The sequence below is a fragment of the Priestia sp. SB1 genome (assembly GCF_038898415.1).
The window spans coordinates 1-11872 of record NZ_JBBJSS010000013.1; the positions used below are offsets into that span (position 1 = coordinate 1).

18 protein-coding genes are annotated in these 11872 nt (G+C 32.1%); 11 read left to right on the forward strand and 7 right to left on the reverse strand.

Annotated features, from left to right (window positions below):
- Window positions 1-379 precede the first annotated feature (379 nt).
- Window positions 380-1282, forward strand: coding sequence for an Rpn family recombination-promoting nuclease/putative transposase (locus tag WKH56_RS31845; RefSeq protein ID WP_047751996.1), 903 nt, complete (start codon window positions 380-382; stop codon window positions 1280-1282).
- A 475-nt stretch (window positions 1283-1757) separates the two neighbouring features.
- Window positions 1758-2402, forward strand: a complete 645-nt coding sequence (locus WKH56_RS31850; protein WP_335387699.1) for a hypothetical protein — start codon at window positions 1758-1760, stop codon at window positions 2400-2402.
- Window positions 2403-2423: 21 nt separating this feature from the next.
- Here the strand turns inward: WKH56_RS31850 and WKH56_RS31855 are convergent, their stop codons facing one another.
- Window positions 2424-2708, reverse strand: coding sequence for an AbrB/MazE/SpoVT family DNA-binding domain-containing protein (locus tag WKH56_RS31855; protein WP_335387701.1), 285 nt, complete (start codon window positions 2706-2708; stop codon window positions 2424-2426).
- A 104-nt stretch (window positions 2709-2812) separates the two neighbouring features.
- Window positions 2813-3025, reverse strand: a complete 213-nt coding sequence (locus WKH56_RS31860; protein WP_335387703.1) for a hypothetical protein — start codon at window positions 3023-3025, stop codon at window positions 2813-2815.
- Window positions 3026-3485: 460 nt separating this feature from the next.
- Here WKH56_RS31860 and WKH56_RS31865 point away from each other — a divergent pair, with 460 nt between their 5' ends.
- From WKH56_RS31865 to WKH56_RS31880, 4 genes are all read left to right on the forward strand, one after another.
- Entirely contained in the window at window positions 3486-3791 is a 306-nt protein-coding gene (locus tag WKH56_RS31865) for a hypothetical protein (RefSeq protein WP_342837381.1), read from the forward strand.
- A 20-nt stretch (window positions 3792-3811) separates the two neighbouring features.
- Window positions 3812-4369: a hypothetical protein gene (locus tag WKH56_RS31870; RefSeq protein WP_342837382.1), complete on the forward strand. Its 558-nt coding sequence runs from the start codon at window positions 3812-3814 to the stop codon at window positions 4367-4369.
- Between the two features lie 20 nt (window positions 4370-4389).
- Complete coding sequence (locus WKH56_RS31875; RefSeq protein ID WP_342837384.1) at window positions 4390-4992, forward strand: hypothetical protein; 603 nt, start codon at window positions 4390-4392, stop codon at window positions 4990-4992.
- A gap of 127 nt (window positions 4993-5119) precedes the next feature.
- Entirely contained in the window at window positions 5120-5362 is a 243-nt protein-coding gene (locus WKH56_RS31880; RefSeq protein ID WP_342837385.1) for a hypothetical protein, read from the forward strand.
- A 439-nt stretch (window positions 5363-5801) separates the two neighbouring features.
- On the opposite strand, the gene WKH56_RS31885 is transcribed toward WKH56_RS31880, so the two are convergent.
- Window positions 5802-6380 (reverse strand): TetR/AcrR family transcriptional regulator, encoded by a 579-nt coding sequence (locus WKH56_RS31885; protein ID WP_342837386.1) that lies wholly within the window; start codon window positions 6378-6380, stop codon window positions 5802-5804.
- 296 nt (window positions 6381-6676) lie between these two features.
- On the opposite strand from WKH56_RS31885, the gene WKH56_RS31890 reads away from it, so the two are divergent.
- Window positions 6677-7462, forward strand: a complete 786-nt coding sequence (locus WKH56_RS31890; protein ID WP_342837388.1) for a MerR family transcriptional regulator — start codon at window positions 6677-6679, stop codon at window positions 7460-7462.
- A 123-nt stretch (window positions 7463-7585) separates the two neighbouring features.
- On the opposite strand, the gene WKH56_RS31895 is transcribed toward WKH56_RS31890, so the two are convergent.
- Both WKH56_RS31895 and WKH56_RS31900 read right to left on the reverse strand, forming a co-directional pair.
- Window positions 7586-7936, reverse strand: a complete 351-nt coding sequence (locus tag WKH56_RS31895; RefSeq protein WP_342837389.1) for a DUF2178 domain-containing protein — start codon at window positions 7934-7936, stop codon at window positions 7586-7588.
- Window position 7937: 1 nt separating this feature from the next.
- Window positions 7938-8165, reverse strand: coding sequence for a helix-turn-helix transcriptional regulator (locus WKH56_RS31900; protein WP_061860304.1), 228 nt, complete (start codon window positions 8163-8165; stop codon window positions 7938-7940).
- A 328-nt stretch (window positions 8166-8493) separates the two neighbouring features.
- Between WKH56_RS31900 and WKH56_RS31905 the strand changes: the two genes are divergently transcribed.
- Both WKH56_RS31905 and WKH56_RS31910 read left to right on the forward strand, forming a co-directional pair.
- Window positions 8494-8700 (forward strand): helix-turn-helix transcriptional regulator, encoded by a 207-nt coding sequence (locus WKH56_RS31905; protein WP_061860303.1) that lies wholly within the window; start codon window positions 8494-8496, stop codon window positions 8698-8700.
- Complete coding sequence (locus tag WKH56_RS31910) at window positions 8700-9101, forward strand: hypothetical protein (protein WP_342837393.1); 402 nt, start codon at window positions 8700-8702, stop codon at window positions 9099-9101. Before WKH56_RS31905 ends, WKH56_RS31910 begins: the two co-directional genes overlap by 1 nt.
- Before the next feature lie 107 nt (window positions 9102-9208).
- Here WKH56_RS31910 and WKH56_RS31915 read toward each other — a convergent pair whose 3' ends face one another.
- Complete coding sequence (locus tag WKH56_RS31915; RefSeq protein ID WP_057240453.1) at window positions 9209-9400, reverse strand: hypothetical protein; 192 nt, start codon at window positions 9398-9400, stop codon at window positions 9209-9211.
- Between the two features lie 179 nt (window positions 9401-9579).
- Between WKH56_RS31915 and WKH56_RS31920 the strand changes: the two genes are divergently transcribed.
- Together WKH56_RS31920 and WKH56_RS31925 are read left to right on the forward strand one after the other, a co-directional pair.
- Complete coding sequence (locus tag WKH56_RS31920) at window positions 9580-9810, forward strand: hypothetical protein (protein ID WP_342837394.1); 231 nt, start codon at window positions 9580-9582, stop codon at window positions 9808-9810.
- 78 nt (window positions 9811-9888) lie between these two features.
- Complete coding sequence (locus WKH56_RS31925; protein WP_342837395.1) at window positions 9889-11208, forward strand: hemolysin family protein; 1320 nt, start codon at window positions 9889-9891, stop codon at window positions 11206-11208.
- 506 nt (window positions 11209-11714) lie between these two features.
- Here WKH56_RS31925 and WKH56_RS31930 read toward each other — a convergent pair.
- Complete coding sequence (locus WKH56_RS31930) at window positions 11715-11855, reverse strand: hypothetical protein (RefSeq protein WP_342837396.1); 141 nt, start codon at window positions 11853-11855, stop codon at window positions 11715-11717.
- Window positions 11856-11872: the final 17 nt, after the last annotated feature.

The window sequence follows — 11872 nt, forward strand, 5'->3', positions numbered from 1 at the left end:
GTTATTGTTAGGTACTACATACCCGTTTTTTAACTTAAAGGTGTTTTTTATTTGTCTCACTCTAGGGGGTCAGTCCCTATTCTAGTGGCTTTTTTGCTTTACATGGTCTATTGATTTTTAGTGTATTTCTATATGTATACAGAACCTGATTGGACTAAAAGAATAATGGTAAAGAGGATTTTATTTATGAACAATAACAATCAGCACGAGTACTTCTATTTATTCAAAATCCCCTCCTTACTTCTTTGTCTGAAGAACATCAATAATTAGGTGTAACAGATACTGTATTGATAATAAAATTACTCCTAAAGTGTTAGATAGAAGGAATCGGTATAGTCATGGTATACTAATAGCAAACATGGAAATGATGGAGGGTATTATGACAAAACGATTAGATTTGCGTGTCGACTTTGCATTTAAATCACTATTTGGCACACATGGAAATGAATCTATTTTAGCTGCTTTTTTGAACGCAGCACTCCGTTTTCCAGATGATAAAAAAATTCAGACGGTGCAGTTATTAGATCCGCATTTTAATAAAGAAAACCAAGAAGATAAACGCTCTATTTTAGATGTACACGCACAGTTAGAGGATGGAAGCCGAGTTAATATTGAAATTCAGCTTAATAACAAGCATGACATGGAAAAACGAACACTCTATTACTGGTCTAAAATGTACAGTAGTCAAATGAAAGAAGGAATGGACTACGGAGAGCTTTGTAAAACGATTACCATTAACATTGTGAACTTCCGTTATTTATCTCATATTCATGATTATCACTCCACTTTTCAGTTATATGAGCGAGAGCAAAAATTACTCTTAACAGATATGCTGGAAATTCACTTTATGGAGCTACCTAAGTTATTAATAAAATGGCGTAACAGAGAGGTAGATCCACGGGAAGATCAGCTTGTGCGATGGTTATTATTACTTGAAGCATCCGAAGATGAAGAAATCACTCAGGTATTGGAGGAGATTGCGATGCAAGAAGATCAAGTATTAAAGAAAGCAATGGACGAGTGGGAACGTGTTAGTCAAGATCCGGAAGTGCTACTAGCATATGAAGCCCGAAGAAAAGCATTATTAGATGAAAAGTCAGCTTTAAAACGAGCTGAGAAACTTGGAGAAGAAAAAGGAAAACAAATAGGTGAAGAAATAGGTGAAAAGAAAGGGATCATAAAGGTGGCCTTAAGTATGATTCAAAAGGGTTTAGATACCCAAACAATCGCTGAATTTACAAACCTTACACCAGAAGAAATTGATAAATTACGTCACCAATAATTACAATTAAAAAAGAGACTGCCTAACAAATTAATTTGTTAGGCAATCTCTTTTTTTAACTTCCTCATTATCAGTACGTCTAATTTGAAGTTTATTGTAATTGAGTTAGCTTATATTTATTATACAGCGTACTAAATGTTATTGCGTACTATAGTAGGAAAATATAAGTCTTATTTTTTTTATTAAATTGAAGACCTTTTCTTATATATCCCCTTTTAAGTTGCACTAGCATTTTTCTTTTTTTTCACAGGTAATCCGTACTTATTAGAGTTTTCTTTTATTTTTTTTACGATTTCTTGTGCTTCTTCTTTCGTCATTTTCATACAAAAGACTCCTCTCATGTTCTAGTATTATAAGTTTTTTCCACTATCTCAAAAAAATATACATGCTCCTCCCTCCCCTGCCATATACATGTTTTAGGTATGTACAAAAAGTCATTGTCCTAGAGATAATTTTAGATTTTAGGAGTGATTATGTGAGAGTAGAAGAGAAGAAAAGAAAAATTCGAAGTGACAAAAAACGAGATGTAAAACCATCACTTCCAATTGATCTTAAAGAATGTGTTTATCGATTGTCTTACATTACAAATACGCCTGTAAAAAATGTAATTGAATCAATTTGTATATCAGGCCTTGCTTCTTCAAAAGTAATGAACTATCTATCAAATTATTTTAGAAGAGGATTTAGCTTTGGCAGCACTGTGTATATGGGAGATATGTCCAAAGAGCCAATTAGACATCTATACAAGAATATTGAGAAAGAGCGTGTCTCTACGCGCTTAAAAGATGGACATGGAGAAACGTATGATATTCTGAAACGCTTAGCTTATGCTTTAGATTGCTCTCCTGCATTAGCAGCATCTTTCTTAATTGAAGCAAGTATAAGGAATTCAGATTTTGTTGATGAATACATGACTCGGCATTTAGAAGAAGAATTGGACCAGGGGAGGATAAAAGAGTTAAAAGAAGTCCTAAAATTCATCAATAAAAATAACCCTTATAAGGAAGAGTACAGTTTACACAATCTAATTTCTTATATTATGGATGAACTAAAGGTAGGAGCAACTAGCTTAGGGTCTTCTGTACAAAACTGGTTAGAAAGTATACAGAATAAAAAATAATTCAATAAAAAACCTTTGAATCTAAGATTCAAAGGTTTTTTGCTTGTCTTTTATTTCATTATATAAAATTTTTGCGCCTAACGGACTTAGAACCATGCTATTTGCATATCTACGGTTTTGAGGCGTTATCTCACCTGTAATCAGACATTCATTAGATTCTCTGTATTTTTTTATCTCTATATGATCATCTTCCAATAAAATCTCTACTTCATCATCTTTATCTATATCCATTAGATTTCTTAACTCAATGGGAATTACTATGCGCCCCACTGCATCTATCCTTCTCAACGTACTTAGTCCTTTCATGCTGACTCTCCTTTTATATGTTCATAAGCACAACTTTCATATTATACTATAAATGTATAATATCACCAATAATAAATGTGCAAACTAGATTTTAGGATACAGTTTTAAAACTTTGTCTTAGATTGCTCTTGTACGTAAGTACACGTATTTGCATGTTCACGGGAAAAGAAATGATCTTGTTTATGATAAACTTTCACTCCACAAGAGGGGCAAGCAAAGAAACCCACTTTAGGACCTTGAGTCACTTCATGTGCATAAAACTCGCCAGTTGTTTCAAACATCACTACATGGTTCGCTTTCTCAATCTTAGCTCTCATACAAGCATCTCCCACCTTATTTTGAGTTTAATTCCATAATAAGGGTTAATAGTGTAAATTGTAAAAGAAAAAGTATATAACTATATTTGCAGAAAAAAGCTGCATGCCCATGCCATTTATACATGAGAATGCTGCTTTTTATTTTAATTCTGCACTAAACGAACTCCTTCCAATCCATAGCTATATACATTCGCTAACCTTATAAAACTTTTATGCGAATATATAATTGAACGTTCATAAAAGTGTATACACTTATGAAAACGTTCGTAATTTGTTTTTAAATTAAAACGAACTATAAAAGTGATAGGTTTCATATAAAAAAACAAACAGTCCGTAAAGGTATACTTTTGCGGACTTTTTTATCGTGGCTATTATTATTAAATTTAATTAGAGGATACTTATCTATAAAGCGATATAATTACTTTAGTTGGATAAATTAATTAGAAAGCGAGGGAAGCACATGGGACTTGATATTGAGATGTACGGTAAAGAAGATCGGTATCTTGATTTTAAAGAAATTGAGGAGTCATTACATGATGCTCTATTTCACACAAATAATAACTGGGGGAGTTATTTGTATCTGAGAAAAATTAGAGATTACTATTTAACTGACGTAGAGTTTGATCGAGACGAAATTGATCAATTTATAAAGGATTTAGAGAACATAAAAATATTTATCCCTGGAGATTATCATCCAGCATTGAGCGAATTAATAAGAATATTGAGTAATCATGAAATCCAAAAAATATCTATAGTAGGAGACTAAAAGAAAATTGGAGGTAATCTATGAAAAACTGGGAACTCAAAGATACTGATCAGTTGGAAAAAGAATCTGATTGGAACGCAGCAAGGGATAAGTTATATCATAATTGGAAAGAAAATCCCCATAACTTGAAGGTTTTTCTGAAACTTAGCTTTTTATGTTGGTATTTAGTTGTAGAATGGGACGTAGAAAACACAAGTAAAGTACAAGAAAGTGATCCTGATGACTATAAAGAATTGCTGCAGGAACTTTATCAATATGGAATCATCCATTTTAAAGAAGATGCATTTTTTAATGCTGTTTTTGGTTTTATGATTGAGTTGTTTCCAGAATACTTTGGAGAAGATTACGATAAAACGAAAGAGTTCGGTGAATCACTGATTAATAAATCATTCAATTTGAACAAAGAAGATCCACTTATAGAACTTATTTACCTTTCCGGACGAACTCCATCCAGAAATCCGGCTTTTAGTAACGCAGTAGAAAAGCATTCTACCACTGTTAAGAATATGCTTAAAGGGACGGGTGTTTTTCAAGAATATTTTAGCTACATGCTGCTACCTAATGGAAATCAGCTTTAGCATCTAATTGAGGAGAAATTATGAAACCAAAAGACTTACTTAATTTTTATATTAAAACTGATCTCCTTTCTCTCTTAGAGCCTTTAAGCTTCAAATATGCCAAAAGCACACTTAAATTCTCTAGAAAGACAGGGCCTTTCAGTTTAAGTTTATCTTTTTGTATTAGTCAGTATAGCTCCCAAGATGAATGCATTTTTTGGACTACGTGGGATGTATCGTCAAATGAATATGGGAAATGGTATGAGCAAACTTGGGGTACTCAGTTAGCTAATAATGTAGTTGTTGCCAGCGCAGATTGGAATATTCCTAATTGGTTAGAAGGTAATGAAGAATATTTTACACTTTACAATAAAAAGTCAGATAAAAAAGAGTTTAATAAATTTGTTCAAAATGTAATAAATATAGGTATTCCTCATTATGAACGGATTATAGATTGGAATACAGCAGCTGAGATGGCTTTGAATGAGAAAGATGTATTTTATGAAAGAGTATGTGATTTTTATCTAATGGCTAATGAGAAAAAGAAAGCGAAAGATGTTCTTACATATGGTCTCAAACGAGCCACCGATGAAAATTATGAAGATTTAAAGCAAAGAATGGACAAGTATTTTAAAGAGAATTGAGATTAGAGAAAAGGAACGCTCATCATAGAATGTTCCTTTTCTTGTATCAATAACGCACATTATGGTAACTGATTTTTCACCCAAACTATTACTTTAATGTTATTTTTAGTAATAGGGAGAGTGAGATATGAATTTCAAAAAAAGCCAGTCTTATATTGATTTGACAATAAGGAATTTGAATAACACAGAGTTTGGCAGTACATTGAGAGAAATGTGTGAATCAGCTAGAGAGTATGAAAATGATCAAGTTGAAGTTCATCAAGTAGTAAATTTAGGGAAACATAAAGGAGAATGGCATTACTTAATCATCTTAAATATTAGTCAAGATTTAGATAATTTAGGTGCACTTGTAGAAAGTAATTATAGGTAATAAAAGCCCCTTTATTCTATGTAGAATAAAGGGGCTTTGGTTCCTGTAATGCTGATTATGTTTGTATATGGTATACAGATTAAAACAGAAAAAAACACCAGACCTAATCAGTGGCTTTTTCTATCCTTGTAAGGAATGGAGAGCTATTTTATGATGCCTCATGGCGTCTTTGGTAGTTTGCTCAAAGTTTTAATTATAATGCATACTATTTCTTCTCATTTTCAAACGGCTTTGTCTTTGTAACTAACAAGAGGCCTAATCCTAAAAGAATTACATAGATTGTAAGTGAAATAGGACTCTGAAGCTGGAACAAATTAAAGATTGCCCGGTGACCAAGGAACAGATTGATCAAAGGCCTTAAAATCCCTTGAACTGCAAATATAAAAAAAATAACTCCTGCTAGTCTGAGCAAATCATTTTTACTCATTTTTACTCATTTTTACTCACTTCTTTCGGTCGCTTTATTAAATATTCCTTTTATTTCGTTTATTGTCGAATCAATATCAGTTATTTCACCCTTTGCAATTGTTAAACTAAAATTATCTATAATGCTTCTAACAGCTCTGGCCATTATTTCGGGAGGGAATTTCCTAAAACTTTTGTCAACATCTTGGCCATATTGAAATATCTCAATCAATGGCATGAATATGTTTTGATTTTCATCCATAAAAATCAATTTTCCATCTTCATTTCTTGCATTTAACATTATTTCAGTTATTGCCAATATTTCTTCTTTATTTTCAGATGCAAATTTTAGGTTAGACTCAATGTATGATTCTAAAGTGCTTTTTGCATCCTTACTCAAGTCCATGTGCTCCCCCATATAAGTAGCTGCTTTTTCATAAAATTGGGTAATTAATGTTTCTAATAACATCTGTTTTTGAGGAAAGTGGTAATTAACAACTCCTTTGCTTATGTTTAATTCCTTAGAAATATTTCCTATTGAAAAATTAGCATAGCCATATTTAGAGATGAACTCCATCGATTTTTGGATGATTTTATCTTTTGTTTTTGTCATGATATCATTATAGTACGGTCGTACTGTTTTATCAACTAGGATGCAGGAGTTCAGTGCCTATTTAGGAATTATCTTTTTAGTAAACGGAAAATGACATCAAAACCCAACGTTACTAACTTCCCTTTAATAAATGGGATCTTGAGCATATTATTTTCGATAATACCTGTTATGTTAACTAAGTTTATTATTATATACAAAACTTAAATTTTTAAAATTAATGCTTGAACCTCCAGTTACGTCAGGTATTATGATGAAATTAATTAGATTAATACTAGATTGTAAGGAGGGTATATAAGTTGGGTAATGATTTAAGTTTCTTAATTGGTGAATTTTCCAAGAAAACGGGTGTTTCAATAAGAACACTGCATTATTACGACGAAATAGGACTACTCAAAGCTCAAAAAGACCTTAATTCCGGTCATCGACTATATGAAGAGGATCATATAGTAAAACTTCAAAAAATCGTAGCATTAAAATTCTTAGGTTATAACCTAGAGGAAATAGGATTAATGCTAACAAATAAAAGTCTACATTTAAACTTAGAGAACACTTTAATTCAACAGAAAAAAGCATTTGAGAAAAAAAAGGAGCATTTAGAGAAAGTTCTGAAGGTAATTAATCAGACGATTTCTTTATTAGATGATCAAGAGGATGTTCCAAATGAAATATTAATTAGTTTGATTAATAACATTCAAAATGAAGAAGATCAACGTACATGGCTTGAGCATTTCACTTCTAAAGAGATTGCAGATAAGGTTTATAATAGATCTGACGAGGAGAATTTGTCTTTAGATAGAGGATTTATTGATTTATCGAGAGAAGTGAAAAGACTAGTTGGAAAACCAGTTCATGATCCAGAAGTACAAGAGTTGGCAAATAAACATTTGCAGGCATCTCTTAAATATGTTGGTGAGGAAGCTATGAATGCTTTTGGAAAATTAGAGGACAAGGAAATAGAAGACTTTCAAAGTATGATGGCATCACCTTATACAGAGGAAGAAGAAAAATGGTTAGACCAAGTAATAGAATATTATATGGTTCAAAATGGAATGTATAATCCCAACCAACATAATGATAAATAATTTTTTTAAGCTAACCTTATAGTCAAGATTGTTAAAAAAACCTATAGAAAATTCTATAGGTTTCTTTTGCTACTTAGAATTCACAATATGTTAACTACTTCTGAATATGGTATACACCATTTATTAGTTTAAGAAATCCTTTTTATATCGAACAGCAAGATATATACCTGCAGCAAGGAATGCGAGGGAATATTTAAATAAGAAGAAAATTTGCCACATATATTCTTTGGGGAAGATTAGGTCGCACAAGATGATTCCAATTAACATAACAAGGGAACTTTTTAAGTTTATTTGACTTGTTCTTTCGTCAGACACGCCCATACCCATTTTCTTCTGAAATACGTATACCAAAACCATTGCGATTATAAGCGATAAAAGTCCAATACCGATAAGCATATTCCAGTTACTATTCGATTGTTCTGTCCAGGTTTTCAAAGGATAAAAGACAGCATTTTCTATTTTGTCAGTTATCATTTCAATCACTTCCTCTCACATAACTAAAGATATCGTTAACATCCACGTCAAAAAAATCAGCTATTCGAAAAGCTAAAACAAGAGAAGGAGAATAATTATTCTTCTCCATTACATATATGGTTTGTTTGGATACTCCTACAGCGTCAGCCAATTCTTTTTGAGACATTCTTTTTAAAACTCGGTGCTCATACACTTTATTTTCAACGTAGTCACCATTTTTTTCTTTCAATGTAATCACCTTCCTTTTTTGACTACAAACAAATAATACAACAAACTTATACAAAGGTAAAGTAAAGTTATACAAAATATAAATAATATTATACAATTTATGATAATAAAAAGAGTTAGACTCTTAGCGATGAATCTAACCCTTTTACACTTTTAATCAAAAATATAAATTCTTTCTCACTGTCTCTAAAGCGCATTATGTTAACTAAAGTTGTATGCGATATACATAAAAAATAGATATTTTGTAAAAGATGTTTGACATAATGAAAATATTACCATATACTATAAATGTAAAATGTTTTTTACATTTTAGGGGTGGGTTGATAAGTATGGATAATCGAATCAAAGAACTAAGGAAATCTAAAAAGTTATCTCAAGAAGCGCTAGCTAATGCTTGCAATGTATCGAGACAAACGATTAATGCGATTGAGAATAACAAGTACGATCCAAGCTTAGAGCTAGCATTTCAGTTAGCAGGAAATTTGAATGTTAGTGTAGACGAATTATTTTTATACAAAAACAGGGGGAATTTATAATGAAAAATGTAAAAAACAATTATGTATGGGCTGCTATTATTTTACTAAGCTGCGCTTTTGCATTCTATACGATTTATATAACAGATTTTAAAGATGGAGTTAGATTAGGTGTAACGGGAGTTATAGCAATAGTTTTGGTTATCACTACTTTATGTCAACTTGCTACGTGGGGATTTGATCGACAAATTCAAAAAGATGAGATGGGTAAGAAAATTGCTACGATGAGTGCTAAAAGAAGCTATCATATCTTAACTATAGGTCTTTTCATTCTTTGGATTTTAGATCGTATTGTTTTTGTCAGAAAAAATGATTTTGGAAATATCTCTTTGTTTGCAGCTTTATGTCTGGCATTGGTTATCTTTCCAATTGTTCAATTCTTTTCTGCCAGACGTTATAGATAATGTTTAAAAAGCCTAGAAACACTATGTTTCTAGGCTTTTTAGTTCTTATAGACAGTTTTATGCTAACTAGAAATGTATGGAATATAAATAAAAAAAGCCTTTAAACCTTAAGAGATATATTTAAGGCTTAAAGCAAAGTAAATAGTAAATGAAATAACTAAGTAACAACTGATAATCCCTATTCTTACAGGCTTAGAATATCCTTTTAGCCATCCCCATCTTTTATCGTCGTAATCGAAAATAAAATAGTCTGCAACGACCGACAAAATAATAATGATCCCTACTATTAGCAAACTCATTTTTATCCTCCATTCTTACATCCATTAAATAATATAACAAAATTAACAATAAATAACAAAACCATATAAAATATCTGCTATTTTAATTTCAATTACCCATATATAAATGAAATATATGAAAATATATGGAACTTTTATACATATGAATCGTATAAGCATAGATAGGGGAGGGGATTTAGATGTTTGGGTTATTTAGAAAAAAGAAAATTGTCATTGATTTTGAAGAAAGATACTACAACCTAACTGATTTAAAGAAAGCTGTCGTAAAACATTTTCAGAACAAAGGAACGACCTGTGAAGTTATTGATACTCATACCTTATTAGTTGATCATCAGAAATATACGTTATCTGAAAAGACGATAAGCATGGGTGGTGTTCCTTTACAACGAGTTATTTTAAAAGAAGCGTAGATAGCTAGATGTTTCTACATAATGTATTTGTCATTAAATCTATTGGAGGTGTACGTCTTACTTAGGTAAGACAACTAATTGGACATAATTAACTTGTTATTGCTAGCAGTATTAATTGGATTGACTGGTTTCTTTGTAGCTACAGAATTTGCGATTGTAAAAGTACGAAGCTCTAAGATTGATCAACTTGTAGCTGAAGGTAAAAAGGGTGCTGTGTCTGCGAAAAAGGTCACTACGCACTTAGACGAATATTTATCTGCTTGTCAACTAGGTATTACAGTAACAGCGATGGGGCTAGGTGTTCTTGGTGAACCTACGGTAGAAAGGTTGCTAAGTCCCATTTTTATGAAGTTTGACTTAAATGAGTCCATTACACACCTTTTATCGTTTGGTATCGCCTTTATTGTGATGACCTATCTTCATGTTGTGGTAGGTGAATTAGCACCTAAGACATTTTCAATACAGAAAGCAGAAGCTGTCACATTGTTATTTTCAGGACCCATCATCTGGTTTTATAAAATCATGTATCCGTTTATCTGGATTTTAAATGGTTCTGCACGAATACTGGTTGGAATGTTTGGGTTAAAACCTGCTTCAGAGCACGAATTGGCCCATTCAGAAGAGGAACTTCGTCTCCTGTTAGCTGAGAGCTATAAGAGTGGTGCTATTAATCAGAGTGAGCTAAAGTACGTAAACAATATTTTTGAATTTGATGAACGCCTGGCGAAAGAAATCATGATTCCACGAACTGAGATGATAACAATCTCTGAACATGACACAATTGGTGCATTTTTAGAAATGGCTGCATTGGAGCAGTATACTCGTTACCCAGTAACAACCGATGGAGATAAAGATCAAATCATAGGGATGGTAAATATAAAAGAAATCTTAAGCGATGTTGCATTTGATGACACCTTACGAAACCAACTCATTAGCTGTTACGTTAAACCCGTGATTCAAGTGATTGAATCGTACTCTATCAATAAGCTATTAAAAAAGATGCAAAAGGAACGTATCCACATAGCAATCTTACTTGATGAATATGGAGGGACAGCTGGTTTAGTAACCGTTGAAGATATTTTAGAAGAAATCGTAGGAGAAATCCATGACGAATTTGATTCTGATGAAGTGCTCGATAGGCAAAAAATTGGTGAACATCACTATGTTTTTAATGGGAAAGTATTAGTGAGAGACGTAAATACACTAATGGGAACGAAAATTGAAACTAATGAGGTGGATACGATAGGTGGATGGATCTTATCTCAGAAAATAGACGTTAAGTTAAATGAAGTCCTTGTGTATAATGATTTTGAGTTTATTGTGAGAGAAGTTGATGGGCGAAATATTCAAACCATCGAGGTAGCAAATAAACAGCATTCTTTGAGCGTAGCTAAATAGGAAATAAAAAGACCTTTACAATGCAATGCATAAGAGTCTTTTTATTTCTGGCAACACGTATAAAAGTATACTTTTACCCTCCACAAAATAAAAAGCTACCTCGGAGTGAAGGCGAGGTAGCTTTTAAACAGGGTTATGTTGAAATTTGTAAAAAATAGTCTGATCTCTATTATCGTATCATATTTTCGTGTAAAATCAATTATTTGAACCGTTAACCATAAATTATGAGAACACAAAAAGCCACTGGCCTAGACAGTGGCTTTTTGTGTTGAATGCAAGAAATGAACATAATATATTGCATATACTATGTTTTGTCGTTTGGAATAATTGTAACATAAGGTAAATATTACATCAATGTCGATGTGAGAAAAAAAACCTTGATATACCCCGTTGTACAATCACACCTTTTTGTATCGTGAGTAATTTTCTCACTTTGTAGAACAATATTTATAAAAAAGGTTCTTATAAAATATTCATGTAAATAATATCAAAATATCTTAGTTCCTTTAACTATTACGTCTATGGATGAGCATTGTAATGACAATAACAAGAAGCATTACGCCAGCAATTCCCAAGTACGGAAGCCACCATTTTATCGTCTCAATGATCCCCTCGGATAATCCTTGTTTTTCTAAAAACTTCTCCATATTGTTATCCCCCTAGC